General features: G+C 67.2%; 14 protein-coding genes. 4 read left to right on the top strand and 10 right to left on the bottom strand.

Features of this window, described 5'->3' with window-relative positions; genetic code table 11:
- Positions 1 to 12: 12 nt before the first annotated feature.
- The 4 genes from A5752_RS25625 (at position 13) to A5752_RS25610 (ending at position 5,357) form a co-directional block, all read left to right on the top strand.
- Positions 13 to 534, top strand: coding sequence for an Rv0340 family IniB-related protein (locus A5752_RS25625; RefSeq protein WP_067091919.1), 522 nt, complete (start codon positions 13 to 15; stop codon positions 532 to 534).
- A 270-nt stretch (positions 535 to 804) separates the two neighbouring features.
- On the top strand, positions 805 to 1,800 hold the full coding sequence (locus tag A5752_RS25620) for an IniB N-terminal domain-containing protein (protein WP_067091917.1): 996 nt from the start codon (positions 805 to 807) through the stop codon (positions 1,798 to 1,800).
- A gap of 98 nt (positions 1,801 to 1,898) precedes the next feature.
- Positions 1,899 to 3,785 (top strand): dynamin family protein, encoded by a 1,887-nt coding sequence (locus A5752_RS25615; RefSeq protein ID WP_067091915.1) that lies wholly within the window; start codon positions 1,899 to 1,901, stop codon positions 3,783 to 3,785.
- Positions 3,786 to 3,863: 78 nt separating this feature from the next.
- Positions 3,864 to 5,357: a dynamin family protein gene (locus tag A5752_RS25610; protein ID WP_067091913.1), complete on the top strand. Its 1,494-nt coding sequence runs from the start codon at positions 3,864 to 3,866 to the stop codon at positions 5,355 to 5,357.
- A 48-nt stretch (positions 5,358 to 5,405) separates the two neighbouring features.
- Here the strand turns inward: A5752_RS25610 and A5752_RS25605 are convergent, their stop codons facing one another.
- Genes A5752_RS25605 through A5752_RS25560 form a run of 10 tightly spaced genes read right to left on the bottom strand, consistent with a single transcriptional unit; the run spans position 5,406 to position 15,972 of the window.
- Positions 5,406 to 5,864 (bottom strand): hypothetical protein, encoded by a 459-nt coding sequence (locus A5752_RS25605; protein WP_082964069.1) that lies wholly within the window; start codon positions 5,862 to 5,864, stop codon positions 5,406 to 5,408.
- A gap of 19 nt (positions 5,865 to 5,883) precedes the next feature.
- Positions 5,884 to 6,369 (bottom strand): hypothetical protein, encoded by a 486-nt coding sequence (locus A5752_RS25600; RefSeq protein WP_156614168.1) that lies wholly within the window; start codon positions 6,367 to 6,369, stop codon positions 5,884 to 5,886.
- 39 nt (positions 6,370 to 6,408) lie between these two features.
- Positions 6,409 to 7,353, bottom strand: a complete 945-nt coding sequence (locus tag A5752_RS25595; protein WP_067091907.1) for an LLM class F420-dependent oxidoreductase — start codon at positions 7,351 to 7,353, stop codon at positions 6,409 to 6,411.
- Between the two features lie 10 nt (positions 7,354 to 7,363).
- Positions 7,364 to 8,650, bottom strand: coding sequence for an HNH endonuclease (locus tag A5752_RS25590; RefSeq protein ID WP_067091905.1), 1,287 nt, complete (start codon positions 8,648 to 8,650; stop codon positions 7,364 to 7,366).
- Positions 8,651 to 8,698: 48 nt separating this feature from the next.
- Complete coding sequence (locus A5752_RS25585; RefSeq protein ID WP_067091903.1) at positions 8,699 to 9,325, bottom strand: TIGR03085 family metal-binding protein; 627 nt, start codon at positions 9,323 to 9,325, stop codon at positions 8,699 to 8,701.
- A 26-nt stretch (positions 9,326 to 9,351) separates the two neighbouring features.
- Positions 9,352 to 9,828, bottom strand: coding sequence for a hemerythrin domain-containing protein (locus tag A5752_RS25580; protein ID WP_067091901.1), 477 nt, complete (start codon positions 9,826 to 9,828; stop codon positions 9,352 to 9,354).
- Positions 9,829 to 9,840: 12 nt separating this feature from the next.
- Positions 9,841 to 12,180 carry an arylsulfatase gene (locus A5752_RS25575; protein WP_067091899.1) on the bottom strand — a complete coding sequence of 780 codons (2,340 nt, stop codon included), beginning with the start codon at positions 12,178 to 12,180 and terminating at the stop codon, positions 9,841 to 9,843.
- A 52-nt stretch (positions 12,181 to 12,232) separates the two neighbouring features.
- A complete protein-coding gene (locus A5752_RS25570) occupies positions 12,233 to 12,829 on the bottom strand; it encodes a hypothetical protein (RefSeq protein ID WP_067091897.1) in 597 nt (198 codons plus the stop codon).
- Positions 12,830 to 12,841: 12 nt separating this feature from the next.
- Positions 12,842 to 14,458, bottom strand: coding sequence for a long-chain fatty acid--CoA ligase (locus tag A5752_RS25565; protein ID WP_067091895.1), 1,617 nt, complete (start codon positions 14,456 to 14,458; stop codon positions 12,842 to 12,844).
- On the bottom strand, positions 14,455 to 15,972 hold the full coding sequence (locus tag A5752_RS25560) for a WS/DGAT/MGAT family O-acyltransferase (RefSeq protein ID WP_067091893.1): 1,518 nt from the start codon (positions 15,970 to 15,972) through the stop codon (positions 14,455 to 14,457). The genes A5752_RS25565 and A5752_RS25560 overlap by 4 nt, the downstream gene beginning before the upstream one ends.
- Positions 15,973 to 16,000 lie beyond the last annotated feature (28 nt).

The raw sequence follows: 16,000 nt of genomic DNA, 5'->3' as shown, positions 1-16,000 counted from the left end.
GGAGGGTGTTTCATGGCCAACGAGCTACTCGACTTCGTCATGTCGGTGGTGCGTGATCCCGACGCCGCTGCGCGTTTCGCCGCCGATCCGGATCAAGCCATTGTCGACGCCAATCTGACGAACGTGACCAGCGCCGATGTCCACGCCCTGATCCCTGTGGTCTCGGAGTCGATGTCGGCGCTGCCGACGACCGTCCCGACGACCGGGCTGGACGGCGGCATCACCGAGGCCGCAAGCAATGTGTGGAGCAGCGGTGCGGCCACGGCGGCGTTTGACGCCTTCGGGGACCATGTGCCGGCCAATGTGGCCGACGACGTCTCCACCGCATTGATCTCCGACCCCGGGGTCTCCGATCTCGCCGATCCGAACGTCCCCAGCGTCGCCGAGGTGGACGACACCTCGCTGCAGCAGCTGGACCACCCGGTGATCGACGACGTGGTCGAACAACCTCCTACGATCGACGACTTCAGCGATGCGGTGGCCGACGTGCAGCAGCTCGATATCGACGCGGGCGGGTTCGACATCTTCGACTGAGGCGCTCGACGCCGGAATGCGCGGTTCCCCGAGGGGACTGCGCATTCGTCGTTTCCGGGGTGAAATCGCCAGTACAACGCATAATTGCCGGCCGATCCCCGAACCACCCCCTAATCCCCTAACGCGGCCCCTACTCCGATCCCGGGATGGCGCTGCGCAGGGAGGGGTTGTGACCCCGTTTCTGGGGGCTCGCCGCGGCCATAACGTGGTCTTCAGTTCGCCGGACGGACCGGCGACCAGACCACAACGAAAACCCCGAAAGGATCCGACATGAACCTCATCGACTGGTTTCTGAACCTGTTCCGCGACCCTGTCTCCGCCGCTGCGTTCGTGGCGGACCCCGACCGCGAACTGCACCAGGCCGGCTTCGGCAACGTCTCCGCCGCCCAGGTACAGGCCGTGGCGGCCACCGTGGCACCCGCCGCGGTGGTGCACGGTGGCGGGAATCCGGTGGTGGGTTTGCAGCAGGCGGTGGCGCAGACGCATGGGATTGCGTTCACTCCGCAGCGTCAGACCGAGGTGTTGTCGAACAACGACACGCTCAGCCACAACGACACCCGGTTCCTGAGCCCGGAGACCAACACGGTCAACCACGCCGGTGCCGATCAGCAGCAGGGCATCGGCAACTTCGATCTGGAGTTCGGTGACATCACCTTCGGTGACAAGACCACCAACACCGCCACCGACGGCGGGGTCGTCAACACCGGCAATGCCGGCGATATCGATGCCACCAACGTCGAGGGCGACGGAAACGTGGTCGGCGATGACAACGAGAACGTCAACACCGGTGACATCGAGGACTCCAACGTCAACATCGGTGAGGACAACGAGATCGACGACAGCGGCGATCAGACCGCCGGCGGGGACATCATCTCCGACAACGACGGCCCGGTCATCAACGACGTCGACATGAGTGGCGGCAACGGTGGCAGCGCTTCTGGCGGTGACGGCGGTGGCGGGCTGATCGGGGTCGGCAACGACGGCGGTAACGCCACCGGTGGGGCCGGCGGTTCCGGCGGAGGCATCGTGATCAACGACAACGACACGACCACCACCAATGTCGATGGCAACCAGACCACTGTCGGCGACATCGACGGCAGCGTGTCGGGCGGGATCTCCGGCGGCACGAGTGTCGAGGACAACTCGGTGGACAACTCGGTCGACAATTCGGTCGACAACTCCGGACAGGACAACTCGACCGACAACTCCGGTCAGGTCAACACCGACGTCGATGTCGACACCACCGTCGACGCCGGCCTGTTCTGAGCCGAGCACACAACGCCACTGGCGGGGATCAAACTGCGATCCCCGCCAGTCGGCACGTCTACCGTTGACTCACCGGCCCAACCGGATACGAGGACTTGATGACGCAAGGCAATGATCGACAGGCGACGCCGGCCAAGCAGGCGCAGCCGGACAGGCAATCGAAGGTCATCGTCGAGCTGATCGACCACACCAGCCGGATCGCCGACGCCAACGATCGCGGTGATCTGGTCGAGCGGCTGGCCAGAGCCAAGGAGCGCATCACCGATCCGCAGATCCGGGTGGTGATCGCCGGTCAGCTCAAGCAGGGCAAGAGCCAGTTGTTGAACTCGCTTCTGAACGTTCCCGTCTCGCGGGTCGGTGACGACGAGAGCACGGTGCTGCCGACCGTGGTGACGTACGGGGAGACCGCTGCGGCAAAGCTCATCGTGGCGCGCGGTGAGGGCGAGGAGCCCGATGCCGTCGAGATCCCGATGGCCGACATCAAGAACGATCTGCGACGGGCCCCCCAGGCCAACGGGCGTGAGGTGATTCGCGTGGAGGTCACCGCCGCCGGCCCGCTGCTCAAGAACGGGCTCGCATTCGTCGACACCCCGGGCGTCGGCGGCCACGGACAACCGCATCTGTCCGCGACGCTGGGCCTGCTGCCCGACGCCGACGCGGTGCTGATGTGCAGCGACACCAGCCAGGAGTTCACCGAGCCCGAGATGACTTTCATGCGACAGGCATTCGAGATCTGCCCTGTCGCAACGATCATCGCGACGAAGACGGACCTCTACCCACACTGGCGCCAGATCGTCGACGCCAACAAGGCGCATTTGCAGCGTGCGGGCGTGGACGTGCCGATGATCCCGGCGTCCTCGCTGCTGCGCACCCACGCTATCCAGCTCAACGACAAGGAACTCAACGAGGAGTCGAACTTCCCGGCCATCGTGAGGTTCCTCAGCGAGCAGGTGCTGGCACGACAGAACGACCGGATCCGCGACCACGTCGTGAACGAGATCTATTCGGCGGCCGAGCATTTGACGCTCAAGGTCAAGGCCGAGCTGGCGGTGCTCAACGACCCCGCGACCCGGGACCGGCTGAAGGAGGATCTGGAACGACGCAAGCAGGAGGCCCAGGACGCGCTGCAGCAGACCGCATTGTGGCAGCAGGTGCTCAACGACGGAATCGCCGATCTGACCGCCGATGTCGACCACGATCTGCGCGGGCGGTTCCGCATCATCAGCCAGCACATCGAGAAGGTCATCGACAACTGCGACCCGACGCATCACTGGGCCGAGATCGGAGCCGAACTCGAGAACGCTGTCGCCACGGCCGTTGGCGACAACTTCGTCTGGGCCTATCAACGGGCCGAGGCGCTGGCCGCCGAGGTGGCCCGCACGTTCGTCGAGGCCGGTCTCGACGCGGTCAACATGCCGCAACTCGACCCCAGCCGCATGGGCGCCAGCCTCGGGGAGATGAAATCGCTGGGCAAGCTCGAAGCCAAACCCGTCGGCAAGGGCCGCAAGCTGACCATGGGCATGCAGGGGTCCTACGGCGGCGTGCTGATGTTCGGCATGATGACGTCGTTCGCGGGCCTGGGCATGTTCAACCCGATCTCCCTCGGCGCTGGTCTGCTGATGGGGCGTACGGCGTTCCGGGAGAACATGGAGAACCGGATGCTGCGGGTTCGCAACGAGGCCAAGACCAACACCCGCCGCTTCATCGACGACACGCAGTTCGCGGTCGGCAAGGAATCGCGCGACCGGCTCAAGGCGATTCAGCGGCAGCTGCGTGACCACTATCGCGGCATCGCCAACCAAACCTCTCGATCCCTCAACGAGTCGCTGCAGGCGACCATCGCCGCCGCACAGGTGCAGGAGGCCGAACGCAACGGCCGGATCAAAGAACTGGAGCGTCAGCTCAACATCCTCAATCAGGTCACCGAGCACGCGGTCAAACTGCTGCCCGCCGGCTCTGCGCCGGAACCCGTTGGGACCACATAGCCGCGTCGGTGCATAAGCTGGACTCTTGGCCATCGCCGAACGGGGAGAGCAGCCAGGAGCATTGGTGGGTAGCGCGAAATGAGCACGAGCGATCAGGTGCGCGCAATCCTGGGTGGAACCATCCAGGCCTACCAGGCCGACCCCGCTTATCGGCAGCGCCCCGATGTGCATCGCGAACTCGAGCGCATCGGCGGCCGGCTCAACCAGCCGATCCGGATCGCGCTGGCCGGCACACTCAAGGCGGGCAAGTCGACGTTGGTGAATGCGCTTGTGGGCGAGGACATTGCGCCCACCGACGCGACGGAGGCCACCCGAATCGTGACGTGGTTCCGGCATGGGCCCACGCCGAAGGTGACCGCTAATCATCGCGGCGGCAGGCGATCCAACGTGCCGATCGGGCGCGATCCCAATGAGGGCGGCCTGACGTTCGACTTCGCCACGCTCGACCCCGAGGACATCGTCGACCTCGATGTGGAGTGGCCGGCCGCCGAGCTGATCGACACCACGATCATCGACACCCCCGGCACCTCGTCGTTGTCCCGGGACGTCTCGGAGCGCACCCTGCGCCTGCTCGTACCCGAGGACGGGGTGCCGCGCGTCGACGCGGTCGTCTTCCTGCTGAGGACTCTGAACGCCGCCGATATCGCGCTGCTCAAGCAGATCGGCGAACTGGTCGGCGGGTCGGCGGGCGCGTTGGGCGTGATCGGTGTGGCCTCGCGCGCCGACGAGATCGGCGCCGGGCGCATCGATGCGATGTTGTCGGCCAGGGACGTCGCGACGCGCTTCACCGCCGAGATGGAGCGCACGGGAACATGTCAGGCCGTGGTGCCGGTGTCCGGGCTGCTGGCGTTGACGGCACGAACGTTGCGGCAGAGCGAGTTCGTCGCGTTGGAGAAGCTCGCCGGGGTGGACGCCGCCGAGCTGACGAAGGCGATGTTGTCGGTGGACCGCTTCGTCCGCGAGGACAGCTCGCTGCCCGTCGACGCGGCGACCAGGGCGGCGTTGCTGGACCGGTTCGGGATGTTCGGGATCCGGATCTCGATCGCGGTGCTGCGCGCCGGTGTCAGCGATTCGGTGGCGCTGGCCGACGAGTTGTTGGAGCGCAGTGGGCTGGTGGCGCTGCGGGAGGTCATCGATCAGCAGTTTGCGCAGCGGTCGGATCTGCTCAAGGCGCACACCGCGTTGTTGTCGCTGCGGCAGTTCGTGCAGACCAACCCGATCTACGCCACCCCGTACATCCTCGCCGACATCGACCCGCTGCTGGCCGATACGCACGCGTTCGAGGAGTTGCGCCTGCTGAGCCAGTTACGTTCGCGGCCAACGACTTTGAACGACGACGAGATGGCGTCGCTGCGCCGGATCATTGGGGGTTCGGGTACCGACGCGGCCAGCAGGCTCGGCCTTCAACCGGACAATCCGTACGACGGGCCGCGGGCGGCGTTCGCGGCGGCACAGCGCTGGCGCAGGCGTGCCGAGCATCCGCTGAACGACCCGTTCACCACTCGGGCCTGTCGGGCGGCGGTGCGTAGCGCGGAGGCCTTGGTGGCGGAGTACGCGGCGCGCGGCCGCTGAGCGGCCAATCAGGCCGCGGCCGCTGAGCGGCCAATCAGGCCGCGGCCGCTAGGGGGTCGGCGACTCCGTCACCGTCTCGGTCACCGTTTCGGTGCTGGTTTCGGTGCTGATGCTCGTCGTCGGCGGGGTGGTCGTGGTGGTCGTCGTCGTGGTGGTCGTCCGCTCGGTGGTCGTGGTGGTCTCCGGCGGCGCGGTGATGGTCTCCGTGACGGTCTGCGGGGACAGCGAGGTGGTCGGGACGACGGAGCGCGAGGTCGTGGTCAACGGCGTCAGCGAGGTGCGTTCGGTCGTCGAGTCGTCGCCACTGATCAAGGACGCGAGCAGCCACACGATGAGGGCGACGAGCAGGGCGCCGATCGCGCCGAACGCGACCAGTGCCGCCGGCCTGCGGTACCACGGTTCCGGCTCTTCGGGAGGCACACCGGGACCCCCGTCGCCGTAATTGATGTAGGCCGTGGGTTCGTTGTCGGGATTGTTCGGGTCGTCCGGAGATCCGTATCGCGCCACGGCCATCGATAGTAGGCGCTCAGGGGTACGGATTGAGCGTCCGCGTCACATTCGTCCGGGGTCGGCGCGTCGTGCGGGTCGTGGTGGGCTCCTCGGCCCCGCCGGCCTCACTGGTGGGCGGTGTCCGGCTGGTCGTCGTCGAGGTGCTGGACGTGGTCTCGGTGCCCGAAGTCGTCTCGCTGCCCGAGGTCGTGGACTCCGACGGCAGGGGGTCGTTGATCTCGGTGGTCTGCGGTGGGCTGGTGCTCGTGATGGTTCCCGTCGTGAGGGTCGCGGAGGGGCCCGTCGGGGTCTCTGTTGCCGTGAACGTCGGCTCGACGAAATCCACCGGCGCCGGCGTCTGCTCGTTGAACCGCCCGGCGAAGAAGGAGATCGCCAGCACGAGGAGACCGATCGCGGCTAGGCCGAGAAGGCTTGCGCCGACGACTTCGGGGGTGCGGTTGTACCAGGGCTGCGGCGGCGGGTCTCCACCGCCGCGGTGATCGTTGCCGTTGCCGCCGGGCACGGCCACTGATCGTAGGGCCGGTGGCCCGCGCGCGCCTGTTCAGCGCAGTTGCGGCAGCACCTCGCGCGCGAAGAACTCCAGGTGGTCCAGGTCCGACATGTCGAGAACCTGCAGGTATATGCGCTGCACGCCGGCCTGCAGGAATGGTCCCAGCTTGTCGACGATTTCGGCGGGCGTGCCCACCGTGGGGGAGTTGCTGCGAAGCTCGTCGACCTCACGCCCGATCGCCGCCGCCCGGCGGGCGATCTCGTCCTCGTCGCGGCCCGCGCACAGCACGAACGCCGCGGAGTACATCATCGAGTCCGCGGACCGACCGGCGTCGGCGACAGCTGCGGCAACCCGCTCGAACTGCGTCTTGACCGTCTCCAGCGGTACGAACGGCACGTTGAACTCGGAGGCGAACCTCGCCGCGAGCGCCGGCGTCCGCTTGGCGCCCTGGCCGCCGATGATGACTGGCGGGTGCGGCGACTGCGCGGGCTTGGGCAGGCCGGGGGAGTCGACGATCGTGTAGTGCTGACCGGAGTAGTCGAACGTCTCACCCTGCGGCGTCGTCCACAGTCCAGTGATGATGTCGAGCTGTTCGCCGAGCCGGTCGAAGCGTTCGCGGAGCGGCGGAAACGGGATCGCGTACGCCTGGTGTTCGGCTTCGAACCAGCCCGCGCCGATACCGAATTCCACTCGGCCGCCGCTCATTTCGTCGACCTGCGCCACGGAGATCGCCAACGGCCCCGGATACCGGAAGGTCGCCGAGGTCACCATGGTGCCGAGACGGATCGTCGACGTCTCGCGGGCGATGCCTGCCAGGGTGACCCACGAGTCGGTCGGGCCGGGCAGTCCGTCGCCGCTCATCGCCAGGTAGTGATCGGAGCGGAAGAATGCGGAGAAGCCCAGCTCCTCTGCGGTCTGCGCGACGGCGAGTTGGTCGGCGTACGACGCGCCCTGCTGCGGTTCGACGAAAACCCGGAAATCCACCGATGAGCTCACGGCTGCCAGCTTAGGCGGCGTGCAGGTTGGTCAGCGCGACGCCGATGCGTGCTTCGACTTCGCTTAGGTGAACCACCGAGCGGCCGGGGAGCCGCGGGGCCGCCGACCCGTAATGCGCTCCGGTGGGCGTGGTGAACTCGGCGTGGTGGCCACCGTCCACCTGGCAGGTTTGCACCAGCCAGCCCGGGGTCTCCTTGACGTAGTTGCACCGCTCGCACAGGCCCAGCCCATTGACCAGATGCGTTGGGCCACCGCGGTGTGCGGGCACCGCGTGGTCGCGGTGGCGGATCGGTGCATCGCAGTAAGGGGTGCGACATCGTTGATCGCGCAATCCGATGAAGCGGGCCATCACCCGCGGGAAGCGCCGTGAGCGCGACTCCATCGTTACCAGCGCCCCCGAATCCGGACGTCTGTACAGCCGACGCAGTGTGGCTCGCGACCGCTTGTCCGAGGCGGCGGTCTGCACCAGCGTGCGCGCCACCGCGGCCGGTATCGGACCGTAGCCGTCGACGAGCGCTGGGCTTGTGTCGTCGCCCATCAACGCCTCATCCGAGATCACCAGGTTGACCGCGATCGGCTCGGGAACCTCGGCCGGCCGACCGGTGACCCGCTCCACCAGGGTGTCGGCCATCACCTGACCTCGTCCCCGGTCGTCGAAGGTGGTGTCGGAGGCGCGCTTGAGCGCGGCGTAGACGGACACCCCCTGGCGCATGGGCAGCAGCGCGGTCACGTAGGACATGGTGTCGGGCGCGGGCCGGATGGTCACGGTGCGATCGGCCTCGGCTCGTGCAGCGCGGTCGACGAACGCCTGAGGATCGAGCCGGTAGGCGATGGCTTTGGCATCTGCGGCGATGCGTGCGTCGCCCTTTCCCTCCAAAGTCTGTACATCCGAGCACATCTCGTCATCCAGCGCGCGGCGGTCCTCCACGCTGAGACAGGCGGACTCACGCACGATCAGTGTCGCCCGCCACTCCGACAGGACCCCGCCCTCCAACGCGGCCAGTGTGTGGGGCATCTCGTCGACCAACGCCTTGGCGAACCCGAGGTGGCGACCACCCTGCGACGGCGAGACGCGCCGGGCCAAGGCGATTTCGCTGGAAACCCCGCGACCCCGTTTGGCCGCGGGCACGCCGGCGGCGGCCTCGCTGGCGCGCCGTGAAGCGTCGAGCAGGGCCGAAGCCCGGGCCTGCCCCGCCGCGGCGGCCGCTTTAACCCGCTCCAACCAGGCGATCCGCTCGACCAGAGCAGCCTCGTCCACGCGGGGGTCCACCTCCGCCAGCTGCGTGGTCTCGAACATGTGTTCGACACTATCACGCAGCACCGACACGCGACGGCGAAACTGTGGCTACAGCCCGCGCCGGTTCTTGCGGACGGCGTCGACCACGGCTGCGTCGCCCTCGAACTCGACGCGAACCTCGTCGCGACCGGAGACGAACAGCAGCAATTCCTGCGCCTCGCCGATGACGGTCAACGGCTCACCCTTCCCGACGGGGGCGAGCGACTTGCCCTGCGGGGTCTTCAGCGTCATCCGAGCCGGCGCTTTCGCCAGCGTCATCCGGGCCATCAGCGGCAGTGACCGGGTCAGCGCTGTGACCGTGGCGTCGTCGAGAGGCCTCGGCTCCCAACCAGATTGGGCGCGGCGGACGTCCTCATGGTGGATGTACATCTCGCCCATGTTGGCCACCGGGTCGAGCAGCTTGAACGGCGAATACAGCGGCGGGCCGGACGCGACCTTGTCGAGCAGTGCCTCCCACTCGGAGCCCTGGGCGGTCTGCCGCTGGACCCTGTCGGTGTAACCGGCGAGCGCGGGGACCATGATGCCCGGCGTGGCGTCGAGCCTGCGTTCGCGCACCACCAGGTGCGCGGCGAGATCACGGGTCGTCCAGTCCCCGCACAGCGTGGGAGCGTCGGGACCCACCTCGCGCATGGTCTCGACGAGTGCGGCGCGTTCCCGTTGTGCAGCGGTGGTCATCTCTCCACCTTAGGGACGGCCACTCGTCACACGCCCCACTTGACCATCTCGCGGTCGGGATGAGCCGCGTGCCACGCCGCGATCGCGGCGTCCCAGTCCTCGCCGTCCAATTCCGTGAGCGAGGCGGGGAAGATGCCGTCCTCTTCCTTGCGGGTGTGCTCCCAGAGGTCCTCGACGGCGACGCGCACGGCTTGCCGGTCGGCATCGCGTGCCAGATCCACCGAGGCGAGCAGGTCGGCGAGTTCGCGGTGCTCACGAATCAGAGGCTCGATGTGTTCGGCGAACAACTCCTCGCGTTGGAGCACCTTGAACAGGCCCTCTTCCTCGCCGCGCCAGTGGGACTCGAGTGCCTCGGCCATCTCGGCCAGCAGGCGGCGCGCGGTGTCGAGGTCACCGCGGTCGATGCGGCGGACGGCCTCGCCGCCCAGGTTGAGGACATGGGCGTGCTCCGCGATGTAGTCGCGGATCAGCGGGAGGTCACGGCACCCGCAGTATTGGCACATCGCTCGCGGTCCTCAGGTATAGGCGACATGGACACGGTCGATGACCCCCTCGAACGGGAACGGGGCGCGCTCGCGGTAGTCCAGCGAAACCGGTGAGCCGAGGCAGGTTCCGATGTCGAGACAGTCGTTGGCGGTGAACAACAACGGCGCACTCACCGGAACCTGGCCCGTCGCAACGGCTTTTCCGCCGACAGCCAGTGTGATGTCCAGTGGTCCGGCGGGTCGCTGTTCGGCGTAACGGGTCTGAACCGAGATGGTGGTGCGCCCCGGCGGGACCTTCGCGTCGGACCGGATCTTGGTGCGCTGCAGGATGAACAGGTTGTACTCGTAACACAAGTACCCGTCGTCGAAATAACAGGTCAACCCTCCGGCGCCGGCTCCGAGCGCATACAGCACGCCGTTCGCGTCTGCGGGCACCTCGGCCTCGATCGTGACGACATTGTTCTTGTTGCCCAGCGCTGGTGCACAGAACTCTGGCATGCGCACCGTATCTGCCGAGAACTCCCACTCCCGGTACGGCGGGGAGATCCGCAACTCGGGGTGATAGACCGGCACCCACAATCCGCCGCCGATTGGGAGCACCGAATTGCGCGCCGCCTCGATGGCGAACACCTCCCGCAGCTGGGCGAGCTTGTCGGGGTGCTGCTCCGCGAGATCATCAGCCTGCGACCAATCTTCGTCGAGGTGGTACAGCTCCCAAACATCGGCATCGGGGGTCCACGTCGCGATGCCCTCGGGCTGGCCGGGCACCCACGGCAGCCGAGGCCCACGGGCACAGGCCATCCATCCCTGGTGGTAGATCGCGCGGCTGCCCATGATCTCGAAGTACTGAGTCTCCTTGCCGCCCGCGGCCGTGCGGTCGACAAGGGTGGACGCGAAACTTGCTCCGGCAAGCGGTATCTGCGGTTCACCGTTGACCACGCGCGGTGCCTCGATGCCGACAACGTCGTAGATGGTGGGCACCACGTCGTTGCAGTGCAGGAAGGTGTCGCGCGGTACCGGATCGGGACCGATTCTCGCCGGCCACTTGACCGCCATCGGGTTGCGGGTGCCGCCGAGATGCGAGGCGAGCAGCTTCATTCCCTTATACGGTGTGCTGCCCGCCCATGCCCACCCGGCGTGGTACTGGTTGTCAACCAGAGGTGACCCGAGCACGTCGAGGCCGCCGAGCTCGTCGAGCGCGTCGATGTGCTGGCGGACTGTTGTCGGAATCCCGTTCTGCGCCAACAATTCGGCGATCGTGCCGTTCTGGCCTTCACCCGATGAACCGTTGTCGCCCCAGATGTAGAGGAACAGCGTGTTGTCGCCGTAGCCGAGCCGGTCCAACTCGTCGGCGAGACGGCCGACTTGGACGTCGACATGCTCGGCGTAGCCCGCCGCGACCTCCATGAGGCGCCGCTGAAACGGCTTCTCGTCCTCGGGGATGCTGTCCCAGGACGCCAGGGTGTCGTCGCGCTCGGTGAGCTTGCAGTCCGGTGGAAGCCAGCCCTTCTCCTTGGCCCGCTCGAACACACGCTGTCGGTAGGCGTCCCAGCCGTCGTCGAACCTGCCTGCGTACTTGTCCGCCCATTCCTTCATGATGTGGTGTGGGCCGTGCAGGCATCCGCTGGCCCAATACATGAAGAAGGGCTTGTCGGCGTTTAATGCCTTGTGCCGGCGTAACCAGGCGACGGCGTCGTCGGCCAGATCCTCCGAGAGGTGATAGCCCTCCTCCGGTGTCCGGGGTGGCGTGACGACGGTGGTGTTGCGCACCAGGTGCGGCTCGTACTGGGAGGCCTCGCCGGCGAGGAATCCGTAGAAGTACTCGAAACCCAAACCGGTAGGCCAATTCTCGAATGGCCCCGCGGCCGTCGTCTCTTCGGCCGGGGTGTTGTGCCACTTGCCGAACGCGGCGGTGGCATAGCCGTATTGTTTGAGCACTTCGGCGACCGTCGCGCTGGACCGCGGGATCTTTCCGGCGTAACCGTCCCAGTCGTTGGCCAGTTCCGCGATCTGACCGTTGCCGATCTCGTGGTGGTTGCGTCCGGTCAGCAGTGATGCCCGAGTGGGCGAGCACATCGCGGTGGTGTGAAACCTGTTGTACGACACTCCCTCGGCGCAGACCCGATCCAGGGTGTCGGTGCGGACTTCCCCGCCGAACGTCGTCGGCAGGCCGGGGCCGGCGTCGTCGATCAGCACGATGATGATGTTGGGCGCATCGTCGTGCAGGCGCCGCGGGACGGTCCGCTGGGCGTAGGTGGACTCCTGGAGCGTGCGGCCGGCGATGCTGGCCGACGGAATGGGCGCGAACGGTAGCGTCTCGCCCCCCGGCAGCTTCGCAGCGACCACATCGGTGTCAGCACGTTCGGGCATCGTGGTCCTTTCGCCGGTTCCGACTCATCACCCTAGACACTGCGGGCTGTGGTCATCGCAGGAACGGATTGTGTTCCGGCAGCGGCTTGATCAGCGGGTCGAGCAGCGCAGCGGACTGTTCGATGGTGAGCACGTCGGCCGGGTCGAGCATGATGAACTCGCGTGCGTTCTCGTCGTACTCCCACACGTCCTCACCGACGAGCAGTCCGTCTTCGTAGGGCCAGATCATGTGCTCGGCGGTCTTGACCAGATAGGTGGCCTGAGGATCGGCGGGCACCCCCTCGGCCGCCAGGATGGCGCCGGGGGTTTGTTGATAGATGAACGAGGTCGACACGATCATGTCGTCGCTGACCGCCAGCTTCTCGTCGTCGACATAGAAAACGCACTGCGCCGTGTCCCGCCATTGCCGGTACAGCGCCTTGACGGCATCCGCGCCCTCGACGGTCACGCTCTTGCCGAGCATGTTGAAGTGGTAGACGGGTTTCTCGACCGTCATGTCCGGAGCGAAGATCTCCTCGTACCGGCCGGCCATCTCCAGGTAGCGGTGCCGGTTGTAGGCGTGCAGCAGGTAGAGATGACGGGGGTTGTCCGTGGTCTCGATCAAGCGCTCCACGGCCCGGTTGGTCTGGGAGATGTCGAATCTGCTCATGGTGGGTTCCTTTCAGGCTGTGGTGAACAGGTTTCGTAGGACGGATTTCTTGAACTTGCCGGTTGCGGTGCAGGGGATCGCTTCCATGAACTCGAACCGGTCGGGCAGTTGCCATTTGGCGAACTCCCGGGCTAGGTGGTCGCGCAGTTCATCGGCCGATGCTCGCCCGCCGTCGCGGAGCACCACGACGGCCAGCGGGCGCTCGCCCCAGCGTTCGTCGGGCACCGCGATCACGGCGGCCTGCGCGACGGCGGCGTGCGACATGAGCTGGTTCTCCAGGTCCACCGAGGAGATCCATTCGCCGCCGGACTTGACGAGGTCTTTCGACCGATCGCAGATCCGGATGCAGCCGTGCGGGTCGATCCGAACCACGTCTCCGGTGCGGAACCAGCCGTCGGGTGTGAAGCTGTCGGCACCCCGCCCGCTGTGGTAGCTCGACGCGACCCAGGGGCCGCGCACCTCCAATTCGCCCATGGCGGCGTCGTCCCAGGCGATGAGCGCTCCGTTGTCGTCGCGCGCCCGGATCTCGAAGAACGGGGTGGCGGCACCCTGCCGGGTGCGATGGCTGTACTGCTCGTCACGCTCGCTCTCGAAGAGGCGCCCCGGCAGCCGGCAGACGGCTCCCAGCGGTGCGGTCTCGGTCATTCCCCACGCCTGCACGACGGTCAAGCCGTGGCGGTCGAACCCCTCGAACATCGACCGCGGCACGGCCGCCCCCCCGACGATCAGCCGGTCCAGCTCGGACAGGTCCCACTTGTCCGGTTCGGCGTCGAGTGCCGCGAGCATCCCCATCCACACCGTCGGCACACCCGCCGTCATCGTGACCCGTTCAGCGGCACACAGGTCGAGCACGCTCTCGGCATCCAGCCGCGGCCCCGGCAACACCAGACGGGCGCCGGCCAGCGCCGCCGCGTACGGCAGGCCCCACGCGTTGGCGTGGAACATCGGCACGACGGGAAGAATCGTGTCGTGTGCCGATACCGCCAGCTGGTCGGGCAGCGCGGCGACAAGCGAATGCAACGTCAGCGCCCGGTGGGAATACACCACACCCTTGGGCCGTCCGGTGGTGCCGGACGTGTAACACATCGCCGCCGCGCGGTGTTCGTCGAGAACGGGCCACTCGACAGGCTCGGCGTCGGCTATGAGCGACTCGTAGTCCAGTGTTCCCGCCGGTGCTTCGCCGGTGTGCGTGACGACGATGACGTGCGCGAAAGAGCATGCGCTACAGAAGCGTTCGAACACCTCCAACAGTGACTCGTCGACGACGATCACGTTGTCTTCGGCGTCGCCGACGATGTAGCCGAGTTCGTCGGGAAACAGCCGCGGGTTGAGTGTGTGGATGACCGCACCCATGGCGGGAACCGCGAAGTACAGTTCGAGGTGTTCACTCTGGTTCCACAGCAAGGTGGCCACCGGTTCGCCCTCGCGCACACCGAGTGCCGACAGTGCTCCGGCGAGCCGTCGTGCCCTACTCGCGCAGGCGCCGAGGGTGGTTCGGGCGATCGCCCCCGACGGACGGCGTGACACGACCGGCTGGTCGGCGTGGAACCGTTCGGCGCGTTCCACGATGGCGGTCAGCGTGAGTGGGTAGTCGTCCATGCTGTTGCTGCGCAGCATGTGGGCGGTCATGAGGTCGCCTTCCTGCGAGTTGGGGTCTTCCTGCGTTGCGACATGGCTGAATTCGCCGCATCGGCGGCGTCACGCAGTTCGTCCAGGCCGGCGCGCAGAGCGTCGAGGATCGGCCACGGGTCGTCGACGAGTTCGCGGTCGACGACGATGCCGAACTCGAGTGAGTCCTGGTAGCTCATCACGGTGATGTTGATGCCGATTCCGTCGAGCACCCCCGAGACCGGGAACTGCGCGCGCTGGCGGGCACCGCCGAGGTACAGCGGGGCCGACGGGCCCGGAACATTCGAGATCATCACGTTCGCAGGCTGATTCAGCCCGCGCAGGCCCGCCAGTCGCGATGTCGCCCTGGCCGCCTGAGCGAACAGCGCCGGGGGGATGAAGTGGTTGGCGTCCTGCAGCAGCGATGCGGGCAGCGCGCGGTGGCGCTCCTTGGCGTCGCTCATGGCCTCGTTGATGCGGCTCAGCCGCACAACCGGATCGGCCTCATCGGTGGGCAGCGCGGTCAACATCACCGAGACCCGGTTGCCGAAGGTGCCGCGCTGCTCCGGGGTTCGCACCGACATCGGGATGAAGCTGGCGAGCGGCTCGCCGGGCAGCTCGGCCTGGTCGCCGAGCCAGGACCGCAGACCTGCGGTGCAGATGGCCAGGACGACGTCGTTGACGGTGCATCCGAACGTGTTCTTGATGCCCTTGACCTCGCCGAGTGGCAACGAGCCGAAGGCGACGCGGCGGTGCGGTGACACGCGGGCCTGAAACCGGGTGCGCGGCGCGGAGATGTCGCTGCCGCGCAAAGTCGCGCCGACGGCGCCGCCCCGCAACGCGCGCTTGACCAGCCGGCTGCTGCGGGCGATGGCCTTCACGCCGGGCAGGTGCCGAATGGTCGGCACATCGTCGAGGTGCGGCAACGCTGTCGGGCCCGCGCCCAGCACCCGAAACGGCTGGCGCAGCAGGCCCAAAAGGCCGCGGCCCAGCATTTCGACCTCTGAAGGGAAGCTCTCGGCGAGGACCTCCGTCGCGGGTTCGCGCTCGCGGCCCGTCGTGTCGTCGAGCAGGATGCTCATCACCTCGGCGCCGGACACGCCATCGACCGCGGCGTGGTGCATCTTCGTCAGCACCGCGACACCGCCATCGGCGAGGCCGTGGATCACGTACACCTCCCACAGCGGGCGCGCCCGGTCGAGTTGGCGGCCGATGATGCGAGCCACCTGCTCGGCGAGCTGGCGCGCGTCACCCGGCGACGGGAGCGCGAGTTCACGGACGTGGTACTCGATGTCGAAGGTGCCGTCGTCGACCCAGTACGGGTAGTCCAGAGCGAACGGGACCTGTGCGAGCCGCCAGCGGAAGGTGGGCAACAGATGCAAGCGGCTGCCGATGACGTCTCGGACGAGCTCCGCACCCAGCGGCAGGCCGGCCGCGGTGTGCGACTCGTAGACACCGAGGACGCTGACGTGGCCTTGCACGCGATCGTTTTCCATTGCCAGGAACTGGGCGTCGAGGCTGGTCAGTTGTCTCATACCACGATGGTCGTCCGGGCGGGCCCCG

This window comes from Mycobacterium sp. 852002-51961_SCH5331710, from assembly GCF_001665535.1.
GTDB lineage: Bacteria > Actinomycetota > Actinomycetes > Mycobacteriales > Mycobacteriaceae > Mycobacterium.
The sequence above is the reverse complement of the archived record's forward strand: the minus strand, read 5'-3'. Positions and strand labels throughout refer to the sequence as shown.